This is a genomic window from Tritonibacter horizontis, assembly GCF_001518015.1.
Classification (GTDB): Bacteria; Pseudomonadota; Alphaproteobacteria; order Rhodobacterales; family Rhodobacteraceae; genus Epibacterium; species Epibacterium horizontis.
Genome location: NZ_LPUY01000087.1, coordinates 1 through 20,910, shown reverse-complemented (window position 1 = coordinate 20,910; position 20,910 = coordinate 1). Strand labels below are relative to the sequence as shown.

25 protein-coding genes are annotated in these 20,910 nt (G+C 63.3%); 3 read left to right on the top strand and 22 right to left on the bottom strand.

Annotated elements, in window-relative coordinates; genetic code table 11:
• Positions 1 to 8 precede the first annotated feature (8 nt).
• From TRIHO_RS16660 to TRIHO_RS16555, 22 genes are all read right to left on the bottom strand, one after another.
• Complete coding sequence (locus TRIHO_RS16660) at positions 9 to 1,235, bottom strand: peptidase G2 autoproteolytic cleavage domain-containing protein (RefSeq protein WP_068246205.1); 1,227 nt, start codon at positions 1,233 to 1,235, stop codon at positions 9 to 11.
• A 17-nt stretch (positions 1,236 to 1,252) separates the two neighbouring features.
• Positions 1,253 to 2,158 carry a hypothetical protein gene (locus TRIHO_RS16655; protein WP_068246202.1) on the bottom strand — a complete coding sequence of 302 codons (906 nt, stop codon included), beginning with the start codon at positions 2,156 to 2,158 and terminating at the stop codon, positions 1,253 to 1,255.
• Entirely contained in the window at positions 2,158 to 6,915 is a 4,758-nt protein-coding gene (locus TRIHO_RS16650; RefSeq protein WP_068246199.1) for a phage tail tape measure protein, read from the bottom strand. The genes TRIHO_RS16655 and TRIHO_RS16650 overlap by 1 nt, the downstream gene beginning before the upstream one ends.
• Positions 6,916 to 7,194: a hypothetical protein gene (locus tag TRIHO_RS16645; protein ID WP_068246197.1), complete on the bottom strand. Its 279-nt coding sequence runs from the start codon at positions 7,192 to 7,194 to the stop codon at positions 6,916 to 6,918. It lies immediately after the preceding gene.
• A 38-nt stretch (positions 7,195 to 7,232) separates the two neighbouring features.
• Positions 7,233 to 7,616 carry a GTA-gp10 family protein gene (locus tag TRIHO_RS16640; RefSeq protein WP_068246194.1) on the bottom strand — a complete coding sequence of 128 codons (384 nt, stop codon included), beginning with the start codon at positions 7,614 to 7,616 and terminating at the stop codon, positions 7,233 to 7,235.
• On the bottom strand, positions 7,613 to 8,059 hold the full coding sequence (locus tag TRIHO_RS16635) for a hypothetical protein (RefSeq protein WP_068246192.1): 447 nt from the start codon (positions 8,057 to 8,059) through the stop codon (positions 7,613 to 7,615). Before TRIHO_RS16635 ends, TRIHO_RS16640 begins: the two co-directional genes overlap by 4 nt.
• A gap of 49 nt (positions 8,060 to 8,108) precedes the next feature.
• Positions 8,109 to 8,471, bottom strand: a complete 363-nt coding sequence (locus TRIHO_RS16630) for a hypothetical protein (protein ID WP_131811214.1) — start codon at positions 8,469 to 8,471, stop codon at positions 8,109 to 8,111.
• A complete protein-coding gene (locus tag TRIHO_RS16625; protein ID WP_068246186.1) occupies positions 8,468 to 8,947 on the bottom strand; it encodes an HK97-gp10 family putative phage morphogenesis protein in 480 nt (159 codons plus the stop codon). Before TRIHO_RS16625 ends, TRIHO_RS16630 begins: the two co-directional genes overlap by 4 nt.
• The gene (locus TRIHO_RS16620; protein ID WP_131811213.1) at positions 8,947 to 9,285 is read right to left on the bottom strand and encodes a head-tail adaptor protein; all 339 of its coding nucleotides are present in this window, start codon (positions 9,283 to 9,285) and stop codon (positions 8,947 to 8,949) included. Before TRIHO_RS16620 ends, TRIHO_RS16625 begins: the two co-directional genes overlap by 1 nt.
• On the bottom strand, positions 9,285 to 9,866 hold the full coding sequence (locus TRIHO_RS16615; RefSeq protein ID WP_068246180.1) for a head-tail connector protein: 582 nt from the start codon (positions 9,864 to 9,866) through the stop codon (positions 9,285 to 9,287). The genes TRIHO_RS16620 and TRIHO_RS16615 overlap by 1 nt, the downstream gene beginning before the upstream one ends.
• Before the next feature lie 33 nt (positions 9,867 to 9,899).
• Positions 9,900 to 10,094, bottom strand: coding sequence for a hypothetical protein (locus TRIHO_RS16610; RefSeq protein WP_068246174.1), 195 nt, complete (start codon positions 10,092 to 10,094; stop codon positions 9,900 to 9,902).
• Positions 10,095 to 10,155: 61 nt separating this feature from the next.
• Positions 10,156 to 11,439, bottom strand: coding sequence for a phage major capsid protein (locus TRIHO_RS16605; RefSeq protein WP_068246171.1), 1,284 nt, complete (start codon positions 11,437 to 11,439; stop codon positions 10,156 to 10,158).
• Positions 11,440 to 11,533: 94 nt separating this feature from the next.
• A complete protein-coding gene (locus tag TRIHO_RS16600) occupies positions 11,534 to 12,127 on the bottom strand; it encodes an HK97 family phage prohead protease (protein WP_068246168.1) in 594 nt (197 codons plus the stop codon).
• Positions 12,128 to 12,138: 11 nt separating this feature from the next.
• On the bottom strand, positions 12,139 to 13,446 hold the full coding sequence (locus tag TRIHO_RS16595) for a phage portal protein (RefSeq protein ID WP_068246165.1): 1,308 nt from the start codon (positions 13,444 to 13,446) through the stop codon (positions 12,139 to 12,141).
• The gene (locus TRIHO_RS16590) at positions 13,437 to 15,272 is read right to left on the bottom strand and encodes a terminase large subunit (RefSeq protein WP_068246162.1); all 1,836 of its coding nucleotides are present in this window, start codon (positions 15,270 to 15,272) and stop codon (positions 13,437 to 13,439) included. Before TRIHO_RS16590 ends, TRIHO_RS16595 begins: the two co-directional genes overlap by 10 nt.
• Positions 15,269 to 15,748: a P27 family phage terminase small subunit gene (locus TRIHO_RS16585; RefSeq protein WP_068246294.1), complete on the bottom strand. Its 480-nt coding sequence runs from the start codon at positions 15,746 to 15,748 to the stop codon at positions 15,269 to 15,271. Before TRIHO_RS16585 ends, TRIHO_RS16590 begins: the two co-directional genes overlap by 4 nt.
• 117 nt (positions 15,749 to 15,865) lie before the next feature.
• Complete coding sequence (locus TRIHO_RS24380) at positions 15,866 to 16,096, bottom strand: HNH endonuclease (protein ID WP_232367816.1); 231 nt, start codon at positions 16,094 to 16,096, stop codon at positions 15,866 to 15,868.
• Positions 16,097 to 16,319: 223 nt separating this feature from the next.
• Positions 16,320 to 17,099, bottom strand: coding sequence for a hypothetical protein (locus TRIHO_RS16575; RefSeq protein WP_207498708.1), 780 nt, complete (start codon positions 17,097 to 17,099; stop codon positions 16,320 to 16,322).
• Positions 17,096 to 17,704: a hypothetical protein gene (locus TRIHO_RS16570; RefSeq protein ID WP_131811212.1), complete on the bottom strand. Its 609-nt coding sequence runs from the start codon at positions 17,702 to 17,704 to the stop codon at positions 17,096 to 17,098. Before TRIHO_RS16570 ends, TRIHO_RS16575 begins: the two co-directional genes overlap by 4 nt.
• Positions 17,705 to 17,877: 173 nt before the next feature.
• On the bottom strand, positions 17,878 to 18,501 hold the full coding sequence (locus TRIHO_RS16565) for a hypothetical protein (protein ID WP_082705175.1): 624 nt from the start codon (positions 18,499 to 18,501) through the stop codon (positions 17,878 to 17,880).
• Positions 18,498 to 18,758, bottom strand: coding sequence for a hypothetical protein (locus TRIHO_RS16560; protein ID WP_232367815.1), 261 nt, complete (start codon positions 18,756 to 18,758; stop codon positions 18,498 to 18,500). Before TRIHO_RS16560 ends, TRIHO_RS16565 begins: the two co-directional genes overlap by 4 nt.
• Positions 18,758 to 19,081 carry a hypothetical protein gene (locus TRIHO_RS16555; protein WP_068246154.1) on the bottom strand — a complete coding sequence of 108 codons (324 nt, stop codon included), beginning with the start codon at positions 19,079 to 19,081 and terminating at the stop codon, positions 18,758 to 18,760. Before TRIHO_RS16555 ends, TRIHO_RS16560 begins: the two co-directional genes overlap by 1 nt.
• A gap of 315 nt (positions 19,082 to 19,396) precedes the next feature.
• Here TRIHO_RS16555 and TRIHO_RS16550 point away from each other — a divergent pair, with 315 nt between their 5' ends.
• The 3 genes from TRIHO_RS16550 to TRIHO_RS16540 all read left to right on the top strand — a co-directional run bounded on the left by TRIHO_RS16550 (position 19,397) and on the right by TRIHO_RS16540 (position 20,735).
• Positions 19,397 to 19,657 carry a helix-turn-helix transcriptional regulator gene (locus TRIHO_RS16550; protein WP_068246149.1) on the top strand — a complete coding sequence of 87 codons (261 nt, stop codon included), beginning with the start codon at positions 19,397 to 19,399 and terminating at the stop codon, positions 19,655 to 19,657.
• A gap of 315 nt (positions 19,658 to 19,972) precedes the next feature.
• A complete protein-coding gene (locus tag TRIHO_RS16545) occupies positions 19,973 to 20,254 on the top strand; it encodes a hypothetical protein (protein ID WP_068246147.1) in 282 nt (93 codons plus the stop codon).
• 232 nt (positions 20,255 to 20,486) lie between these two features.
• Positions 20,487 to 20,735 carry a hypothetical protein gene (locus tag TRIHO_RS16540; protein ID WP_068246144.1) on the top strand — a complete coding sequence of 83 codons (249 nt, stop codon included), beginning with the start codon at positions 20,487 to 20,489 and terminating at the stop codon, positions 20,733 to 20,735.
• The last annotated feature ends 175 nt before the right edge of the window (positions 20,736 to 20,910 follow it).

Sequence of the window (20,910 nt, the reverse complement as noted above, 5' to 3'; positions counted from 1 at the left end):
GGGTCCCCTCATCGCACCAGCCAGTCTTCAACCTCTGCGCTCACGTCGCGCATCCTGATCCAGCGCGCGCCGACCGGCTGGCCTGTGCGCAGGCGCAGCTTGCCCAGCAGCCCGACCATGTCCCACTCGGGGCGCGCGCTGCGCGGCTGGTAGGCCTGCGCCGGATCAAATTCCGGGTTCAGACACCGGCGCTGCTGGGTGACGGTCTCGCCGGTTTCCGGGTCCGTGACCTGATAGTCCTCCCAGATGTAGGCCCCGAAGTCATCGCGCAGATATTTGCCCTTCCAGCGGTCAATGTCGCTGTCGCCCACCACCGAGGGGTTGGCCGAGATCACGCCGATGGGATCTTCGCCCGCCAGCGCCGGGCGGATCTTGGCACCATCCAGAACAACCGTCATGCCACGCCGGTCCTCGCCGGTCGGGTTGCCGTCCAGCCACTCGAAGTATTCCGCATAGTCGGCACCGGTACTGCCCCACGACCCATCGGTCATGTTGTCCCCATCGCCACCAATGTAGGTTTCCACATCGGGCGTGCCGGAGGCATTGGAGACACAGCGGAGGAACTGGAAGTCCGGCGAGCCAGTTCGGTTCGCCCAGAGGCTCAACACCCGGTGCGAGAACGACGCGTTTGTGTTCCTGAGATACGCCGCGCCCCTGTCCTGTTCACTCGTGATGCAGCTGAGTTTGTCGTAAACATTGTCTGTCCCGACAGAGAGATTGCCGTTCAGTTTGCACAAATAGCTGTCAACGTTGCCGCCAAGCCGATGGTTCGCGCCTGCACTGTTGTTGCCTTGAAGAACATCAAAGGTGACCTCGCCCGTCGTGTCTGTATCGCGGAACAAGCGGATTGCTGACCGGCTGGTCTCGTCCACAGTTATGGGGTCAATGTCAAACAAGGCATCGCCCTGAGACTGGATGCGCAGGTAACTGGCGTCAGACGTGTCTTGCAAAACGACGCTGTCGCCAAAAGACGCGGCCCCGCCAACCCCCAGGCTCTCCGCCTCCAGATCCGTAAACGCCCCCGCCGCAGGCGTGTTCAGCCCAATGGTGGTGCCGTTCAGCGCCGCGCCGATGACGGTGGAGTTGGTCTCCAAGAACGCGATAAAGGCCAGCAGCTCGTTGCGGTTGGTGATCGCCAGATGCTGGAACAGCGCATACATCTTGGCGTCAAACTCCGCCTCCGGCGTGCTGCGCTGCGGGATTTCGGGGTATTCTGAGAAGGTTGGGATTGGCATGCCACAAGGCTCCTTGGTTATTTCAGGGTTTTGAGGGTCAGGGGAAAGACCGACTCGCCGGCCACATCGATCGGCTGGCTGTGGTCATCGACAAACCCCAGCCCCTCCAACCCGAAGGCCGGCGCATCGCCGGTGACGTAAAAGGCCGTTGCCAGCCCGTCGATTTCCGCCACGATGTCCATGGTTCGCTGGGCCTGATAGGTCGGCACCACAAGCGACAGATCGACCTTGCGGGTGGAGCCGCGCCTGACCAGCAGCTCATTGCCATACTCGTCATAGCCCTTGCGGCTGTGGCTCACGAACTGGATGGACGGCAGGTTCAGCACCCGCCCCAGCAGGTGGTTGCGCCCCATCACGATATGACCCACCTCCGCCACCGCCCCGCTGGCATCGATGGTGATGTCGATGCGGTGGCCGATATAGCCGGGAAAGCCGTTCAGAACCTTCTGGCGCGCATAGACAATGCCGCCAAAGAACCAGGTGTAGGCGCTGACCACATGGCCGGTGTCCACCATCACAAAGGTCTCGTCATAGATCCGCAGCGCGCCGTCCCAGACCTCGATCCGCACCGATCCCGCCGTCAGCCCAAAGAGCGCAATCGCATCACAGTCCCGGCCCGGCACCACCGAATAGGTGATCTGATCCGCCCGGCGGGCGACATTGGAGCGGCGCTGATCAAAGGCCCGCCAGCGGTTGGTCGCACTCAGATCCAGCCAGCGACTGCCGTCATCCGAGGTGGGATCAGCCCCGGCATTGCCCGCCACCAGGCTTTCATAGATCCGGTGACTGGTGGTGGAGATCACCATTTCCCCCAGGTCATAAGATGTGGCCGCATCCCATACGGGATGATCGTCCTCGGCGATATTGGAACTCAGCAGCTCCGCTTCGGTGATCGCCATCGGCGCGATGATATTGAAGTCCATCAGCTGCGCTCCTCCGGCAGGCCCAGATCATTCCATTCGTCCACCTGCGCGGCGATGCGATCGACCAGCATGCGGATCACCTGCCCCTGCGCCACCACATGGCGGGTCAGATCCTGCAGCCCCTGCACCACCGGGCGGTTGTCCAGCATCGCCACCGATTCCGCATGGCTGTGGATGCGCGAGGGGCCGGTGTGCTCCACCTCCCAGCCGCCCTCGCCGACGATGCGCGCCCCGCCCTGATGCGCCCCGCCGCGCGCGAAGGCCGGAATGCCGCCAAGGGCACGGATCTGGCCGCGCAGTTTTTGCGCCCGCTCATAGGCAGCCGAGGTCTGCGCGTTGCGCGCCTGGAACACATCGCCGATGATGCTGGTGCCGAAGGTCTCCTTCAGCGCCGCCCAGAAGCCGCTGACATCGCCGCCTTTGTAGCCGTCAAAAGACGGGGTGATATAGCCGCGCGCGCCCACCGTGACGCTGCTGTTCTGCCCCGTGAGACCAACGCCATACTGCGTACGCAGCGCGTTGAACTGATCCACCACATCCTGCCCGCCGCCGGTGCGGGCCATGGCCTTTGCGCCGCGCGCCTGCAAGCTGGTGATCCGCAGCTGGTCTTCGCGCGCCTGGCGATCGGCGCGGACCGCATCGCGCAAGTCCCCCAGCATCTCGCGCAGCCGGTCCATCGGCGCTGTGAGCCGCGCGGTGCTTCGCGCCAGATCCGCAAAGACATCATCCGCCTCCAGCACCACGCCACCGCCAAAGGTCAGCCGCCCACTGCCTTTGCCATCGCCAATCAGATCCGACAGATGCGTCAGCCGATCCAGCGTGTCTGCACCGCCCTTGCTCAGGGTGACATTGACGCGCCGCGACAGGGTGGCAGACCGGGTCAGCACCAGGCTGCGCGTCTCGGGGTCCAGATCCTGGCCGAGATCCAGCATCAGCCTGCGCCGCAGATCCGCCGCCGCCGTCAGCGCCAGCTTGCGGGTGTTCCTGGTGAGATCCTGCCCCATCACCAGATCCAGCGTGGCCACGTGATGCGACAGCGCATTGGTGGCAATCCAGCGATCCGCAGGGGTCAGATCATCGCGCTGGATGATAAAATCCAGCGTGGTGCGGATGCCGTCATCGGCAGCGGCCACCAGGCGGCGCAACCAGCGCGGCGCATCGTCCTCCAGCGCCACCGCCACATCCAGCGCCCCCACCAGATCGTCATAGCTGAAGGCCTCCGCCGCCGCGATCGCCTGTTCCAGTCCCGACAGCGAGGTCTCAAAGGCCGCAACCGTGCCATCCCAATCGGCAGCCAGCGCCTGCACGCCGTCGCTCAAACCCGCCACCTGATCTGCTGTCAGCCCCTCCAGCTGCAGGAAGCTGCCCAGCGAGGTCAGCACCTCGATCTGCTGACGATACAGGCCTGCCAGCACCGCATCATTGCCGCTTTCCAGCTCGGCAATGCCCGCCGCTTCGCGCAGCTGGCCCTGCACCTCTGCCGCGATCCGGCGATATTCCAGGTCCGATCCGGCGGTGTCGCGCGCGCCGCGCAAATAGTCCCGCGCCAGATCCGGCAGGGCTGCTGCGGCCTCCGCATCCCCCGCCTTCACCCCGGCAAACCCCGCATCCAGCCGCGCCCGCTGTGCAGCGTCTCTCTGCGCGGAACTGGCCGCGCTCAGATCGGTGCCCAGCAGATCCGACATGACGCCCCGCAGCCCCTCTGCCGCGCGCCGCCATTCTTCCGCCGCCGCCTGACTGGCGGTCACCATGTCGCGCACGCCGTCAATCCGCGTGCCGATCTCGCCACCGATCTGATCCGCCATTCCGGCGATCTCCGCCGTGAAGGCCCCCACCTGGGGCAGCACCTCATCCATTGCCCCAGAGAGCTGGATGAGCTGCGCATAAAGCGCCTGGCCACTTTCCGTGCTCAGATCGAGGCTTTCGACCATGGCCCGGAAGCCCGCGCGGGACGCAGGCATGGCCACGCCCAGCTCCTCAAACGCGTCCCGCAGCCGCCGCATCACCACTTCGCTGCGCTCGCCTTCGGTGTAGAAGCTGCCAAAGTAACCCGTGATCGCGGTCGAGAACGGCTCCACCCCGCCAAAGGCATCCACCAGGTCAGAGGCCAGATCCGCCCCCAGCAGCGAGACGTCAAAGCTGGTCTGCCCCAGCAGATCCATCGCGTCATTGACCGTCAGCAGGCTGGTCGACAGGCGCGACAGCGTCTGCGCCGCCCCCTCGCCACTGCGCGCAAGATCATCGGTGCCCAGGATCAGCGCGGCCATCTCATCGGAGGCCGCAGCCATATGTTTGGCAATCGCCTCCTGGATCTGCGCCTGCGACCGCCCGGTGGTTTTGAGCGAGAAGCGATATCCCTCAAACTCTTCCAGCGCATCCGCGCCCAGACCAAGGGCTTCGGACATCGACAACAGGCCAGTGGTGATCCCCATGACCTGCTGATCCAATGCGGCATCCAGATCCGCATCCAGATCGCGGTAGACGGTCTTGTCGCTGCGGAACCAGCCGCCTTTGTAAAAGTCACGCGCGCGCCCGTCGAACCCCTCTGTGCCGACCGTGCCTTCCAGGGCGGAATATTCGAACTTGCGGCTGAAGGCTTTGGACAACAGGGCAACGCCGCCCAGAAGAATGCCGATCGCAGGCAGCGCCGCGCCGATGGCCCCCAGCCCGCCAGAGGTCCCGGTCACCAGCCCGCCCAGGTTGGCAAAGCTGGAGCCAAGCCCGCCGCCCGACAACACGCCCCCCAGACCGGAGCCGATGCCGGAGCCGATGCCACTCAAGACGCCACTGCCGCCCAATAGACCCGACAGCAACCCGCCACCGCCGCCGCCGGAGATCAGCCCGCCCGCTGCATTTGCTGCCGTGCCGCTCCCTGCAAGTGAGATCCCCAGCACCAGCTTCAACTGGTTCTGCGCAAACTGGCTGGCAAGATCCGACAGGCCGCGCTTTGCGGCATCCCTGATCCCATCCCAGAGCGATTTGAAGTCTCTGAGACCGCCCGAGATCCAATCGCCAAAGGCCCGCGACACGCCCTCCACCGCCGAGGTCAGCGGCCCGCGCAACTCTGTCGCCGCCTCCTTTGCGGTCTCGCCGGTCTTTTTCAGCCCGCCCGCAACACCGCCGCCGGAGCTGTCATCCAGCACCTCACCCAATTCACTCAGCCGATCCTTCAACGCATCGGCGCTGTCATCGCCCGCATCCAGCTCCGCATTGGCCGAATCCATTTGCAGGATCAGGGTCTTCAACGCCTCCGAGGCCTTGCCCCAGCCTTCCTTCGCGAGTTTTGCCGCTGTCTGGCGCGCAGCCTCCGCCGCTGCCCGATGGTCCTCCACCTGTACGGTCAGACCATGCACCGCGCTGGACGCCTCAACCGCATAGCCGTGAATCGTCAGGGCCAAACTGTCCTGCCCTGCGGCCTGCGCCCCTCGGGTCATCATGTGAAGAAAGCCTGCCCAGGTCTGCTGCAGCCCGGCGATCATGGTCACAAACCCGGCGCGGACATCCGACCAGACCGCCTTCAGGGCAGGACCAATCGCCTGCGCCCCGCTCTTGATCCCGGTCCAGATCCCGCCCGCCAGATCACCAAGCGCCTGCAGCGCCGCGCCCCAGCTGCCCGTCGCCACCACCAGATTGTTAAACTTCATCGCCAGATAGCCCGCCCCCACCACCAGCGCGCCGATGCCGGTGGAAATGATCGCCCCGCGCAACAGACCCAGCCCGCGCTGCAGCCCCTTGATGGCGACACCCGCCACCGCCGCTTTGGTCGAGGTGGCCCCCAGCGCCATCTCCAGCGCGATCGCGGATCTGGCCGCAGCCGCAAATCGCACCGGGGCCAGCGCCACCGTCGAGATCAGACCGCCCATGGCAAGGCCAAGCGGCAGCGTCACCTTCAGCACCAGCCCCAACGCCAGGGCGGCAGGGCCAACCGTGCCCGCGATCAGCGCGCCGGTGGCGATAAATTGCTTGGTGCGATCCGACAGCCCGTTGAACCAGGTCGCCACGTCAGCCACCCGGTCGCTCAGGCCCTGCAGCGCAGGTGCCAGCGCCACCGTCACCTGGTTGGCCAGACCCCGCCCCGCCAGCCCCATGCGCGAGATCGCGTCATTGGTCAGCTCGATCTGATCCGCATCCACCTCGGAGATCGCGACGCCAAACCGGGTCACATCCTCAGCCGCCGTGCGCAGCGCCGCGCTGTCAACGCGGGTGAAGATCAGCCCCGCCCGACTGCCGAAGAGATCAGAGGCCACCGCCGCCCGTTCCGCCTCCGGCACAAATTCCGCCAGCGCGCCCTGGATCTTCTCCAGGCGCTGATCCAGCGGCAGCGCCTGCAATTGGGACGCACTCAGCTGCAACCGGTCCAGCGCCTTAACCGCCGTGCCGGTGCCGCCCGCCGCCTGGCTCAGCCGTTTGGTCAGCTGCAAGGTCGCCTGCTCCACCTCGCCCATGGAGACGCCCGACAGATCCGCCGCCCGCTGCAGCACCTGCATCGAGGCCACCGTGGTGTTCAGCGATTGCGCCGTCTTGGCCTGGGCATCGATGATCTTCAGGCTGGCGCGCACCGCAATCGTCGCCGCCCCCGCCATCGGCAGGGTGAGGCCGAGCGCCATCCGACGCCCGGCCCCTTCCATCTTGCTGGCCAGCACCCCCATGCGCCGCTCCACCGTGCCCATGGTGGCCTTGGCGCGCTTCGCGCCGGTCTCAAAGGCCGCCGAATCCATCGACAGCACGCCGCGCAGCGCGCCAATAACTGCAGACATCTAAGTCCCCTTTTTGCTTTGAAAGTGCAGCCCCATCAGGCCCGCGCGCAGTTGTTCCACGCCCTGCGCCGCCTCGCAGATGCTGCGGCCTTTGCGGGCGGCAGCCTTGGTGAAGTCCGGCATGGATTTGGGACTGTGGAAGGCATGGCTGACCAGCACGCCCAGCTCCTGGTTCAGCACCCGGCGCGCCTCGATCCTGGCCGCTTGCGCCCGGATCTTTGCGCGCGTGATCAGGTCGTATTCGCGCAAGGTGAGGCCGTAGAACTCGGCGTGGTCCAACCCAAGTTCGCACCACGCCGCCAGAAGCGCCGACCAGTCTACGCCCCCGCCACGTCCTTGACCGGGGGGCTGGCCTTTCCCGCGCCGTCCGCGCCGTCTTCCCTGTCCTGGTCGGCGTCCTTCGCGGGATCAGGAAAGGCCTTGCCGATGGCCTCCGCGACAAAGCCCACCACCTGGCGCACGCCGCCAGCCTGGTCGATCACCGCCACCGCCTCGTCGCGCGACACGCCCGCGCCATCCGCCAGTCCCGCCGACAGCGCCGAGACCAACAGCCGCGCGCCGCCCTGCCCGGTGATCAGCCGGTCCAGCAGCACATCAAAGGCCTGACCGCCGTTGTCTTCCTCAAACCGCATCAGCGCACCCGTGGTCAGGCGCAGTTTATGGGTCGTCTTGCCCAGTTTCAAAGTTGCTGCAGGAATCATGCGTTCGCCCCTCTCTCCCAGTCGATCAGCCCCGTGGGCCGCAATTTGAGATCCGTCATCAGATCGCCGTCCTGATCGGTCGAGGGGATCGAGGGGTTCACAAACGCCTTGTAGGTAAAGACATCCCCCGTCGCAGCGCCCTCCACCGCAGGCAGTTTGACCCGGAAGAACACCGGCGCGCGCGCCGCCTTATAGGCCGCTGCCGCCTCATAAAGATCCGCCGAGTAAAAACAGCTCAAGGTCACCTCGCTGGTGTCCGTCAGACCGACGCCCCATTCCTTTGCCCGCCCAGGGCTGTCGAGCGAAGTGCGATCGCGGTATTCCGGGTTTTCCTCCGGAATGCCCACGGTCTTGCACCCCGGAATGATCTCATAGGTCGCCTCTTCACCATCCGGCGACCATTCAAGGTCCACCAGATCGCCTGCAATGACATGCTCTGCCATGGCTCAAGTCCTTTCATATGTTTGGAAAATGACCGGTCCCCCGGTCGCTTCAGGCGCGGTAGCGCACCTGCATATCCAGCATTTGCAGCCGGATCACCTCGCCGCCGGTCTCCACCACAGAGTCCCGCCGGGAAAGTTCCTTGATGCGGATCACCGACCCGCCGCGATAATCGCAGAGTGTTTGGGAGACCAAAGGCGCCAGCTCCAAAAGCGCGCCGTAGGTCTGGGCGGCGACAGTCACCTGCACCCGCGCCGTCTCCACATCGGAGCGGCCTTTCAGCGAGTAATCGGTCAGATTGGAGATCCGCTGCAGCGTCATCCGCGGATAGCCCACCTCCTTGTCAAAAACGCCCCAGACAACCGGATGCCCCAGCCCCTTCAGCAGATCCTTCAGCTCGCCTTCCATGCTCATCCTGACGCCCTCGCCGCTTTCCGGCGCGCGCGCTCCACCGTCTTTTCGATCTCCGCCCAGACCTCGCGCTTCAGCGTCGCCAGCATCACCGCTTTGCCCGCGTCCCAGGCCGGTCGCAGAAAGGGCCGCGCCATCATCGATCCTGTCACCCGGCCTGTGCTGGACTGCACCCGAACCCCGGTGCCAAACTCATAAAGATGCGCATGGGGCGCACCGTCACCGTCCCGCGTCACCGGTCCCACATAGAGCACCACCTTGCTGCGGCCCCGGTCCCGGCGCGCGTCCCGCTGCTGGCGCGCCGTCAGCTTGCTGGTCACCGCAACCGTAAATGGCGACAGCGCCTCAGCCGCCTGCGCCACCGGCGTCAGGCTTTTCTTCATCGACCGGCGCATCACACCCTTCGCCGTGCCCCGCGCCAGCTCCCCCAGTGCGCGCTCAATATCGCCCGCCCCCTCGATCCGCATCTTCACTGACATCAGGACGCCCCCTTCCCCAGCCGCCAGGCGGTGATTTCCAACCCCTCGCGAAAGCCGATTTCCTTCACGCCCGTGATGCGCCAATCCCCGCCGTCAAACCGCAGGCGGAAGGCCCCATTGACCGCCGCCAGCCGGGGCATCCAAAGCACCTGGAAACGCGCATCCGCCTTTTGCTCCACCGCCGCCGCCCGCAACCGCTCGCCATCACTGACAGGCTGATAGGCCGCCCAGGGGCGGGCATAAATCTCCCACGACGCTGGGATCACTTCTCCGGCCTCGTTTTCTTCGGTCACCGCCTGCAGGAGGATGATTTTCCGGTCGCGCGCCGCAATTCGCATCAGCGCCACCACGTCTTGTAGTTCGCCACCAGCCGGGAGATCGACAGCGGCACCTCCACCGGCTTTGCGTCAAAGACAACCGGTTCGCGCGCTTTGTAGAGATGCGCCGCAAAGAGAAGGATCGCATGTCCGATCGGTCGCGGCACCGCAGAGGCCGCAGCGCCATAGCCCGCAACATACTCGATGCGCAACGGCGCGCGCTGCCTGCCGGGACGCGGCCAGGCGGCGGCAGAGACATAAGACCGCCCCCCAACCTCAAACAGCTCCACCGCCGACCCAGGCACCTCGTCCCAGTCCCCGGCCAGATTGAACACCTCGACCTTCAACACGCTGGAAACCGGCGACAAAGACAGCTCGACAGATCCGCCAGCCGCCGGAACCCAAGGGAAACTCTCGCGCCAGCTCTGGGCAATCAGCGCCCGCCCCAACTCGCCGTCATCCCCATCAAACTGCGCAATGGCGACATCCAGGCAATGCTGCAGGTATTCGGTGTCATCCCCCTCTTCCAGGCGAAGATGGGCGCGCAACTGCGCCAGATCCACCGGTGTCGAGACCGGCGGGGGAATCAGGGTCAGGGCCATGTGTCAGATCCTTGATGAGGGGCGCGCGGGGCGCTATTTGCCCTTTGCCGCAGGTTTCGGCGCTTGCGGCGCGGAGGCGGCCAGCGGCAGCTGCGCATCCGCATCCATCACGTCAGCATATTGCGCCCGCACCAGGTCCGCCCCAAGCGCATCAGGCACCGTCCGGATCTCGCCAACGACAAAACTGCCAAACGGACCGGAACAGCTGGTGGTCATTTTGATCTTCATGGGATTTTCCTCGGAAGGTTACAAAAAAGCGGCCCCCCTCGGGGCCGCCAAAGGGGCCGGATCACGCAGCCATTTGCAGGGTCTTGATGGCCTTGGTCTGGGCAGGCGCACCGTCAACCCGGTGCACGCCCATAATGCCGAGGTTCGGAAAGAACTTCTCTCGCGCCACGCCGATCAGCGGGTTGCCGACCTTGCGCACGTAATATTCAGAGAAGTCCCCAAAGGCGATCGGCTTGGCGCTGGCACCGATCTGCGCCATCGCCTGGTTGAACGACACCGGCTTGCTGTTCAGCGTGGCCGGCACCCCCCTGGTCACATCGCCATCCGACCAGATGTAGCGCCCATTGGTATCTTTCAGCTTGCGAAGCGCCTTGACGGTCTGATCATGCATCTGGAAGCGCACCTTCGGGCCTCCGCGATAGGCCGGATCAACCGAATGTTCCAGATCCATGATCTCGTCAAAGGTTAGCGCGACAGAAGCGGCTGCCACATGACCAACCGGCGCGCCGGTCACAAAGCCCAGCGGCTGTTCCACACCGGTGCCAACCGTCAGCCATTTGTTTCCGGTGCGCCCAATACGCTCCCCGATCAGCTTGGCCAGCAGGGCCTCAAACCCAAAGGACGCATCCTGCGCCAGCTCAAACGACCACCGGATCCAGGGCGTCACCAGCGTGTAGGCCAGAAGCGAGGTCTTGGCCAAAACGATATCGCCGCTGTTGTCGTCCGCGCCCTCCTCGCCTTCGGTATGGGGATTGGCCTCCTCCTCCGTGTCATCCACCTTGGGCAGATCAAAGGGCGCGCCATTGGCCATGTTGATTTCCGTCGCAACATTGGCGTCCATCATCGGGCCATGGGCGGCGGCGGCGATATTGATCGCACTGGCCAGCGTGGTCGGCACCAGAAAGCCGCCAGCCGCACCGGTGCCCGTCGCCTGGCCACGGTGTTCCCGGTAGCCCGCCCGCAAAGCATCCCGCGCTTCCTTGTCCATTTCAGACTGATCCGCCCCGGTCGCAAGGTACTGGCGGAAGGCTTCGCGGTATTCGTCGCTGACATTCACCCCGCCGCCCGCCGGGCTGATGCTGTCCTGGCCGGGACGCCGCGCCTCACGCTCTTCGCGCTCCTGCGCGTCCCGGCGCTGCTCGGCGTCCTGTCTCGCCTTACAGGCCCGCTCTTCGCGGTCAGCCTCTTTGACCAGATCATCATAGTGATCCATCATCGCGTCGAATGTGTCATTCGCCGCCCGCGCCTCTTCTTTCGGCGTTTTTTCGGTCACGCCATCGCGCAGCGCGGTTGCGTCTTCCAGAACCTTTTTGGCCTTGTCGCGCAGCTCTTTGATCTTGGTCATCGTCTTTCCTTCAGTGTTTTGAATTGCGCTTGCCCAAGGCGCGGGGAGTGACGGGCAAGGGCCTGTCAGTTCAGGCCAGATCAGGTCAGGCCTGTCAGTTCAGGCCAGACAGACGCCCGCGCATCTGCATTCGGCGGCAGTACAGATCACCCCCGCCGCCAAGCGCTGCAGCCTTCGACCGCAACCCGATTTCGGTGCCCTCATAAGCCGGGTCCGTCACAATCGAGACGTCAAACAACTGCACCGATTGAATGGTCCGAACCGGGTGATCGCCGGTTTCGTCCCAGGTCTCCTTCTCCGACAGGAAGGCGAAGCTCATCTTCGACAGGTCCCCGCGCTTCATCTTGGGCAGGATCCGCTGCACATCCGGATCGGACGGGTCCAGCGCCGTGTCGATCCGCAAGCCGCGCTGATCCTGCGTGAGCTCCAGCGTGCCCGAGGTGTTCCGCGCCAGCGGCAGGCCGCTATGGTTGATCAGAAAGGAAACGTCATCGCCCCGCGCCAGCGCCTCGCTGAAGGCACCCTCTTCAATCACCTCAACCCAGCCCCAGCGATCCAGCGGACCAATTTCAGTGGCCTCGCCAAAGGTCGCCGCATAGCCGGTGACATGGATCAGGTTGCCCTCGGCCTCGCGCAGCTCAATGGGCGCGACGGCGCAATATCGCACCTCGCGGGTCTGGTCGCTCATCGCGGCCTCCTTCAGTCTGTGTTGGGTTCCTGGTCCGCGTCAGCACCTTCTTCCGGCGCGGCTTCCTCATCGGCAGCGAGATCCGCCGCCCCCCTGGCAAAGGCCTTCCCGGCCAGCGCCAGCGGCACCGTGGCCCCCTGGATAAACAAGGTGTCACCGCCCGGCAGCGGGGGCTTCTTCATCATTTCCCGGCCCTCGTTTGGGGTCAGAAGGGAGTTTTGCACCGCCCGCACAATGGCCTCGATCCGGGTTTTGAAGTCGCCCCTGGTGATGCCATCAAGATCGAGCTTCACATATCGCCTGGCCCCGCGCCCGAAGATCTTCAGCGTCAGTTCCTGTTCAAACTTTTCCACCCAACGCCGCAGCGTATGTTTGACCAGGTGCAAATCCTGATGCTCGATATTGTTGTAATTGCCCTTGCTCAGCTCCTGCAGGAACACCGGCGGCAACTGATAAATCCGCGCCACCTGCCCCACCGCAAAAACCTGCACCGGCGTCAGTTGCATCTTTTCGGGATCATCCCCGAGACGCACCAGATCGTGCCCGGAGGGCAGTGGCAGCACCGGCTTGCCCTCTTCCGCAGCCCGCCGCGTCACCTTCATCAGATCCGCCGCCGCCCGCATCATTTCCTTGGCCGCACTGAACGGACCCTTCAGCACATAGGGCGGCACGCCGTTCTTGCCAAACACCGTCAGCGCATAGCGGTTCGCGTTCAGACCCTGCCGGATTGCACTGGCGCAGGTCATCACCGGATTGTGGTAGGTCACATGATCCGGGCGCAGCAGATAGGCAAGGTCGATGACGTCTTTGCCCTCATAGGTTTTGACCGTCCCCGATGGCTCCAGATAGTCATAAAGCAACCGCCCCCGCACCTTGCGCACCGAGGTGCGGTCATGCTCCATCGGAAAGAGGTTGATCGCCCGCCCCTGCCGGTTGCGCTCGATATAGGTGTAGGCCCGTCCCGGCCCGAAGACCTGGGAGAAGAACGTCTCCCGCCAACTGAACGATGTGGTGCTGTCATTGACCGCCTCGGCCAGTACATCCGCAACCCCGCCCGTCACCCGCCTGTCGCCGCCCGCCGTGCCCGTCTTCTCGAAGACCTCGATCGGCAGACCCGCCATTGCCGCCGACAAAAAGTTGATCGCATCCCAAACCGCAGGCAGCGACATGGCTTCTTTCATGGTGACGCCTTCCGGCATCTCACCCGACAGCACCTCTGTGATCGAGGCCATGCCGCTGTCCGCAACCACCTGCGCCCGCGCTTCTGCCGTCGCATCGCCAACCCTGACCTCGCGCCGAAACAGCGATTTCAATCCCACAGTGCGTCCTCCATCGAATAGCTGCCATCCACCCAGGGCGATTGCTCCCGGCCCCCGCGCTCACGGCACAGCGCCATGCCCGCCGACATCGCCAGCGACACCATGCCGTCAATGCGGCCATGGGCCTTTTCCTTGTCAAACATCCGGTGCCCGGTGCGGTTCTCCGCGTAGGTCACCGAGGCCGCCATACTGTCCAGCAGCGGGTTCTTCGCGACGGTCAGCCGCCCGTCATAGATCGCGTTTTCCAGCTTGTTGATGGAATCCGGCATCCACAGATAGATCTCGATCTCTTCGCCTGGATTGGTCGGATCCGGCACCTTGTCCAACACCCGCTTCTGGAACCCCTGCGGATGCACCTCGGTCGGCAGCACCAGCCCCTTTTCCGTCAGACTGTCCTTCAGCCGCTCCAGCCCATACTGGTCGCAGGCAATGACCTCCGGCTGATAGCGGGAGTTCAGATCCGCCAGCGCATCCGCCAGCCAGGGGTATTTCAACCGCTCACCCGGAACCGCCTCGATATGGCCCTGGCTGGCCCACAGATCATAGGGCGCCTGATCCCGCCCCGATCGCTCCAGCAGCGTCTCCTGCGGCGTCCAGAACCATGTTTTCGACACCAGCTGTTCGCCATCCTTGGTCGCGTCCAGCACCCAGGTCAGCGTCAGCGCGGTAAAATCCCGCACCTGGCTGAGATCCAGACCGCCAAAACACGGATAGCCCTGCCGCGTCAGCTCCTCCGGGTCCACCGCCCCGTGGCAGGCCACCCAGGCCTCGCGCCGGATCGCCGCCCGCACGGATTGCGTCCACTGGCAGAAGTGCAGCCGCGCAATGCCGTTGCGCTTGCCCGGCATCATCCGGGCTTGCTTGACGACATTGTGCAGATAGTCCTCTTCGATCGTCACCCCCAACAGCGGGTTCACCTTGATCCAGCAGCTGGGATCCGTCTCCCAATCGTCGCCGTCATCCAGCGCGCAGATGAAGGCGAAGGTACTGTCATCCTCCTGCACCCCGGTCACCACATTGACCCCGTGCTGATGCTCTTCCCAGCAGATCGATTTCTTGTCGGTGCCCGAGTTGGTCGCCATGCACAACAGCGGTTGTTTGCGGAACTTGAAGCCGCGTTCCAGCATGTCGATCACATCCCGGTTTGGATGCTCATGCACCTCATCGGTCAGCGCGCAATGCGGGCGCGGGCCGGACTGCGCCTTTTCCGCCGACAGCGGCTTGAACTTGCGCTTGTCCCCGCTGCGCCCGGTGTAGGTCATCTGCCAGACCGGGTTTTCCCCGAGTTGCTTCACCTTGCGTTTCAGAACCGGGGACTGATCGACCATCGCCACCGCGTCCTGGAACAAAATGCCCGCCTGGTCCTTTTTCGCCGCCGCCGCGTAGATCTCCGCGCGCGGCTCATTGTCAGCCACCATCATATAAAGCCCGATGCCGCCCAGCATCGGTGATTTGCCATTGCCCTTGCCTTCCTCATCATAAAACCGCGTGAACCGACGCAACCAGGCCCTATGCGTGGCGCTGAACTTCTTCCAGCCAAAGATCGACCCAATGCGGAACGCCTGGCTGGGATGCAGTCTGAACGGCCGGCCCTCAAACTGCCCGCCGTTCAGCCGCAGCACATCCGGAAAAAACCGGATCGCCCGCTGCGCCGCCGCCAGGTCCCAGTTCAGGCCGCGCGCCGGCCCCTCGATCAGATCGCGCAGATGACGCGCCGCTGCCGCCCGCACATAAGGCCCCGCCACAATGTCCCCCGCCGCCACATCCTGCGCCCAGGCGGTCACCGGATCATCCTCGTAAGTTGCCCGGTCAGACCCCGCGCTCACGTCAGATAGCCTTCCGGGCCGTTCGGATCCGTGAAGTTGAACCCCATCTGACCGCCGCCAGACAGGCCGCGCTCTGCCGCAGGCGTCATCCCAAAATCATTGGCAAGGCTGCGGATCTGCCGGAAGGTCTCGTTATACTGCGCCACCTCCGGTCTGGATTTGATCTGCTTGCCGTTGCGGGTCTCGCTCTCATAGATCTCCGTCAGCTCTTCCAGCTCCAGCTCCAGGCGCTCAAAACGCAGCACCGCCTTGCAGAGCTGTTTGAACATGAAAGCGTTCGTCCGGTTCAGCCGATCCACGGTCGGGTGACACAGCGGCAAGGCCATCCGATCAAAGGTCCAGCGCAACTGACCCGTCAGCCCCTCGGGCCGGATCTCCTCAAGCCGCGCCTTTGCCCGCTCTTCAAGATTGTGCAGAGACCCGCCGTCTTCGGTGAGCGGGACCACTTTTTCCTCTGCTGGCTTGCGACCTCTCATGACCCCCATGCCCCCATGTTGATGTGGCTTTTTCTATCCAATTTCGACTTTGCGCAGAAAAAGGGTCTCCCTCCGGTTTCCACCAAAACCGGATTTCCTTCAGACCCTCCCCCCGGCCTATCGGTTCGCCGGGTGCTGCGGATCGATCGGCCAGCCATCCGCGCCCCGCTCTTGCGAGTAGCCGCGCGCCTCAAGCCGTTGCTTGTTCTGGTCGTGATCATCCGGGCAAAGCGTTTGCAGGTTCGCCGGATCCAGAAACAGGCCCAGATCACCCCGGTGCGGGATCACATGATCCACCACCAGAAACCGCCGCCTGGCATTGGCCTGATCCTCTCCGGCAGCGGTCAAAGATCCATCATTGATGATCCCCCGCCGCAGGCACGCCCTGCACAAAGGCTCCCGCGCCAGATGCTGCGGGCGCAACTGCCGCCGCCATGCCGATTTGTTGTAAAGATGGTGGTATTCGCTGCGCGCTGTCATCGCAGACCCCCGGAACGCAAAAACGCCCGCCGGTTTCCCGTGGGCGCAGTTCGTGATGATGACAAGTCATTGCCAGTTGGGCGACCTAAGGTCAATCCCCTTTCTTTCGGGTGCCGCTCCACTGGCTTGCGTCTACCACCGGCATAGCCCCGCTGTGGTGCGACTGAACCCTATTTTTGACGTTCCCACCTGCCATTCGATCAAGCGATTCAAGCAACGCGCACCGCAGCGCCTTGACGTGTTTTCCATTTGGGCGCTGCCCTTCCGCCGCCCAGCCCGACCGCCTAAGTGCCTCCGTGAGCGTCAGGCCTTGCACGCAAACCATATCCACCAGCGCGCGATCACTGATCAGCCCAACCTTGTTGCGCGCCGATGGTCTGATCCTGCGGACCGCCAGCGCCGCGCCGGAGCCGATGCGCCGCTGCATCTCATCCAGCCTGCGCCGATCCGCCAGAAGCGCGTCGATGTATTCGCCACCGCCACCACCCGAAGCCTGTGACAACACCTCCACCGAAGAACAGCGCACGCCTGCCGCATCCAGTTTTTCAAACAGCACGCCATAGGCTCTACCGACCTCTTTCTGGTACCCCTCAAACAGGGACTTACGGGCCTGCGCCTCCATCTTGTCGAAGGCATCGAGCATCCGCATCGCCTTGCGACCGCGATAACCTGCAGGTTTGACCGCCGATCCCGCGCCATCAGGATAGAACTGTTGCGGCTCAAACAGACGGAACGCCGGGCGCGCCGGGGCCTCACCGATGCCATCCCCGCAGGCGGGTGGCACATGTCCGCGCGCCTTGATTTGCTTGATCCGCTTTGCCTCTTCAACCAGGCGCGCCGTGCCATTGGGCGCAACCACCACAACGCTCACTGGGCCACCTCAGCGCTTTGCGCCGCGATCGCTTTGCACTTCACCGCTGCCGCCTCGCGCATCGCGCGCCACTCCAGGTCTCTCTGTACGACCCCCAGCCCACGGGCTTCACGGTCCTGAATAAAGGACAGCCGTTCACGGGCCTCCGCCGCCTCGCGCTGGATCTCAGTTGGCACACGATCTCGCGGCCATTTGCGGTGCCGCTTCAAATAGCGCAGCAGCTCTGGCCCCCAATCGTTCGCGATCGCTTCACGCCCAATTGGTGCCGCAAACACCGCCAGCATCAAGGGCGACGCAGTCGGCTCCGGCTCCTGTATGCCCGCCGCCGCTCTCAGGATCTCATTCGGGATCGGCATCTGGTCCCGACCCGCACCCGCCGGGTTCGCCGCGATCTGCTCTTCAAGCGCCGCGAGGTTCAGCGCGGTCATATAAGCCAACTTCGGGCAAAGCGTCTTTTCCACCATCAGGTCAAAGTCTTTGACCTTGGTGAAGCCCTTCGGCCTGGCAAGCCCGCGCGCCTTCAGCGGTTCAACCAGCAACCGCATGACCCGCCGTTCGCCCTCTGCCTGTGCCCTTGCATCCATCTCTGCACCTCTTCTCAGCATTTCGAAGTTATCCACAGGCGACACCGTCAAAAACTGCCACCTGTCGGAAGGTTTCCTTTCATTTGATTTCTTCTCCTTTCCTTTCAGCCGCGCAGTTTTTGAAAAAAATGAAATCTTCCAAAAACCGGTTCTGGAAATTTCTGTTTCTTCCGGCGGAAGTTTTTGGGAAGAAATCAGTGCCGCGACGACAGGTCGTTCACGGCTTCTTTCACGCGCTTCAGTGTTGCGCTGCCGCCGGGATAGCTCTGTTCAATCCAGTCGCTGATCTGGTTCACGACCTCATCGCTTTGGGCCATACGCGCACCACCCGTCAGACTGTTGGTCAGGTGTCCGACAATGGTCCCCAAACGTTTGCGCATACGATCGTCAGCGTTCTTTGAATCGTTCCGCTTCTTTGAGCCAAGGGCGGCGAGCGCCACTTCTGTGACCACCGGGTGCGCCAGCCTGGTCTGCCCATTGTCACACAGGACCGGACGCCAGCCATGCAGCGGGTTCACCTCGCGGGCTTTCAATTCCTTCCACCGGACGATCGGCATCCGCAGCAGAAACGCCAAGGCCTCGTCATCGCCAGGCAAAGTTCCAACGGGTGTTTCGTCCTGCGAGATTTCGAACAGCTCGCGCCCAAACCAGCCGACCTCTGGATCGGCATACCCATGCCTCCGGAATTCGCTGCCGCGCCAGCGTTTCAGGTTCCATTGCAGGAAAAAGTGGGAATCGAGGCGATCCGACGCGGAAATGGGATATGTCGGCAAGTCAACGGAATCGACAGGCCGCAGATGAGCAGGTTGCAAGGTCATGCCGCCTCCCCGAACAACCGCAACAGCGCGCCGTCCAACGGTTCGGCCAGGTCCGACCGGGCGTCGGCAGAGCAGCTGCGCGACATCTTGCGATAGCGCCCGTTCCAGCCGCGATACCGGCAGATCTGCAAGCAGCACTGGACCGAGGTCCCGGTAAACTCCGCCATGTCCTGCAGCGTGCATTCCCCGGCGCTGTCCTGGATCAGCCACCAGATCTGATAGGCAATCCGTTCGATGCGCGGTGATCTCTGCGCCATCACGCCGCCCTCGCCAGTTGTTCATGAAAGAAGGTCGGCAGGTCCGGATCCGTCAGCACCATCAAGAGCGCGATATGGCTGGTGGGCGCAGTGACCGCGCCCCACCAGTTCAGGGCGGTTTGAAATGACACATCACAAAACAGCGCCACCTCGCGCGGGCTGTGAAACCGCGCGCGAAAGTAGCCCGACCAAAGGTCAGCAGCACTGACCTTCAGAGCGTAGGGGTCAAACTGATTTGACCAAGACGCTGCCGGGATAGACGTGCCAGGCTGGTCGCATGGCACATCATTGTTCACAATCAGGGTCAGACGCGGACGGCTCATGCGGGACCGTTCGAATTAGATTCCGGATGGCCACGGAAAAGATGTTCCGGAACATCGAATCCATAGTTTTTGCAAAAGTCTCGCACCGCCCAAAACCAGTGAGAAGGAAACACGCCTTCCTTCTTCGCTCGGCTCACAAGTTGCCCCGAAAACCCAGTGTCAAACTGAAAGCGACTACGTCCAACGCCATCGAGAAATTCTGAAACTGTCACGTGCAACCTCCGCTTGGGTTCGCCCAAACTACGCACTTTGCGTAGTTTGTAAATACGCAATTTGCTCAGTGCCGCACCTAATCAAAACCGATAGATTGATGACATGCTTGAAGAACGCGAAGATGATATTGAAGCTGTGGCCGCGCGCCTGAAGAGAGTGCGCGAAATCCTTGACCTATCGAAAAAGGATTTCGCGGAGAGCGCCGGCCTGACCGAGCAAACGTACGGGCCATTTGAAAACGCGAAGCGAGAGCTTTCACTCACCGCTGCAAAAAAACTGCGGAAGCGCTATGGCTTGCCCCTGGAGTTCATGTACTTCGGGAAGATTGATGATTTGCCCACTAGGATCTCTAAGGCTCTCTGATCCAAGCCCTCAGTCAAGTCTACCCAAAAATCTAAGGAAAGCCCGGACAAGTTTCGCGCTTCCTTTAGTAACCTCAACCTTGCAATATCATTCATTTTTCTCCTCCAGAGAGATATATTCAAACAATCTCAATCGGTAAGAACAAACGAGAAACAAAGCCTTACTTCACGGCTCAGATTCTGGTGCCTGGACAAGCTGTAAGTACAAATTTGATACTGCCATCTCCGATTGAAATTCGCAATATGCGTAGTTTTTATATTGACCTACGCAATTTGCGTACTGTAGAGATGTTCCCATCAACCGATGGAGGATTGAATGCAAGACCAACCGACAAACATGCTGCATCACGCCCGGCAGATCGCGGGATCACCTGAGGATCACCTCGACACTCCTCAGCTGTTCACAACCGCCTGGGCAACGATGAAAGCCGCGCGTGGACAGGCCTTTGACCCGGCCCGCCTGCAGGCCGCGCATCTGGTCGAACGACCAGCCCCAACCCCGGAACCCACCGAGCAGGTGCTGGCCCGCACCGGACAAAAAGTCCGTCGCTACATGGCCGAGCAGAACATCACGCCCCGCGGCACCCATGCGGCGTAACGCAAGGCGTGCCCGCAATGGCTGTCCATTCCAACACCGATCCCGCGCCCATGCGGGCCAGATCCCAAGGGCACCGCCCTTGGACCCAACCGAATAGCCGGTGCGCGCTGGAGGATTGCGCGCCGTGGCTCTCCCCGAGGTTTCGCACCCGTCTTGCGGTGCGGATCATGCGCGGGCGGTTCAATCCTCCAAATTGCCCACCGCCCGCGCGCTTTTTGAAAGGCTGTCCAGCATGACCCCAGATTGCCCCATCAAGACATTCGCCCGCACCCTGCAGGCCCTCCCCGCAGCAGAGCGCCGCGACAGTTTCGCCAATGCGGTGATCGAGACAGGTGGCCACTACAATGTGCCCACCGACCTGCCACCGGGGCGCTCGATAGTGACCCTCAGCCTGCATGGCATCCAGACCAGCGGCTGGTTCGAAGATGCCGCGATCGACAGCTGGGTCCGCATCGCTCTTGGCGGCGAGGTCGCGGCATGACGGTTGACCCTGAAGCCTTGGCCCGCACCATTTTGCCACTGCCCGCCTTCGGGCGCGCCCTCGCCTTCGTCCGGGCGGGCGGCATTCTGCACCGCCCCGATCCCCGCGCCATGTGCTGGGACGAAACCACCTGGATCGTGCGCCACGCCGACATCACCGGCAGCGGCAGCACCGG

What these genes read in the sequence shown, in the direction of transcription:
- TRIHO_RS16660 (WP_068246205.1), bottom strand. Translation starts at nt 1,235, where the DNA reads ATGCCAATCCCAACCTTCTCAGAATACCCCGAAATCCCGCAGCGCAGC.
- TRIHO_RS16655 (WP_068246202.1), bottom strand. Translation starts at nt 2,158, where the DNA reads ATGGACTTCAATATCATCGCGCCGATGGCGATCACCGAAGCGGAGCTG.
- TRIHO_RS16650 (WP_068246199.1), bottom strand. Translation starts at nt 6,915, where the DNA reads ATGTCTGCAGTTATTGGCGCGCTGCGCGGCGTGCTGTCGATGGATTCG.
- TRIHO_RS16640 (WP_068246194.1), bottom strand. Translation starts at nt 7,616, where the DNA reads ATGATTCCTGCAGCAACTTTGAAACTGGGCAAGACGACCCATAAACTG.
- TRIHO_RS16635 (WP_068246192.1), bottom strand. Translation starts at nt 8,059, where the DNA reads ATGGCAGAGCATGTCATTGCAGGCGATCTGGTGGACCTTGAATGGTCG.
- TRIHO_RS16630 (WP_131811214.1), bottom strand. Translation starts at nt 8,471, where the DNA reads ATGAGCATGGAAGGCGAGCTGAAGGATCTGCTGAAGGGGCTGGGGCAT.
- TRIHO_RS16625 (WP_068246186.1), bottom strand. Translation starts at nt 8,947, where the DNA reads ATGTCAGTGAAGATGCGGATCGAGGGGGCGGGCGATATTGAGCGCGCA.
- TRIHO_RS16620 (WP_131811213.1), bottom strand. Translation starts at nt 9,285, where the DNA reads ATGCGAATTGCGGCGCGCGACCGGAAAATCATCCTCCTGCAGGCGGTG.
- TRIHO_RS16615 (WP_068246180.1), bottom strand. Translation starts at nt 9,866, where the DNA reads ATGGCCCTGACCCTGATTCCCCCGCCGGTCTCGACACCGGTGGATCTG.
- TRIHO_RS16610 (WP_068246174.1), bottom strand. Translation starts at nt 10,094, where the DNA reads ATGAAGATCAAAATGACCACCAGCTGTTCCGGTCCGTTTGGCAGTTTT.
- TRIHO_RS16605 (WP_068246171.1), bottom strand. Translation starts at nt 11,439, where the DNA reads ATGACCAAGATCAAAGAGCTGCGCGACAAGGCCAAAAAGGTTCTGGAA.
- TRIHO_RS16600 (WP_068246168.1), bottom strand. Translation starts at nt 12,127, where the DNA reads ATGAGCGACCAGACCCGCGAGGTGCGATATTGCGCCGTCGCGCCCATT.
- TRIHO_RS16585 (WP_068246294.1), bottom strand. Translation starts at nt 15,748, where the DNA reads ATGAGAGGTCGCAAGCCAGCAGAGGAAAAAGTGGTCCCGCTCACCGAA.
- TRIHO_RS16570 (WP_131811212.1), bottom strand. Translation starts at nt 17,704, where the DNA reads ATGCTGAGAAGAGGTGCAGAGATGGATGCAAGGGCACAGGCAGAGGGC.
- TRIHO_RS16565 (WP_082705175.1), bottom strand. Translation starts at nt 18,501, where the DNA reads ATGACCTTGCAACCTGCTCATCTGCGGCCTGTCGATTCCGTTGACTTG.
- TRIHO_RS16560 (WP_232367815.1), bottom strand. Translation starts at nt 18,758, where the DNA reads ATGGCGCAGAGATCACCGCGCATCGAACGGATTGCCTATCAGATCTGG.
- TRIHO_RS16555 (WP_068246154.1), bottom strand. Translation starts at nt 19,081, where the DNA reads ATGAGCCGTCCGCGTCTGACCCTGATTGTGAACAATGATGTGCCATGC.
- TRIHO_RS16550 (WP_068246149.1), top strand. Translation starts at nt 19,397, where the DNA reads ATGCTTGAAGAACGCGAAGATGATATTGAAGCTGTGGCCGCGCGCCTG.
- TRIHO_RS16545 (WP_068246147.1), top strand. Translation starts at nt 19,973, where the DNA reads ATGCAAGACCAACCGACAAACATGCTGCATCACGCCCGGCAGATCGCG.
- TRIHO_RS16540 (WP_068246144.1), top strand. Translation starts at nt 20,487, where the DNA reads ATGACCCCAGATTGCCCCATCAAGACATTCGCCCGCACCCTGCAGGCC.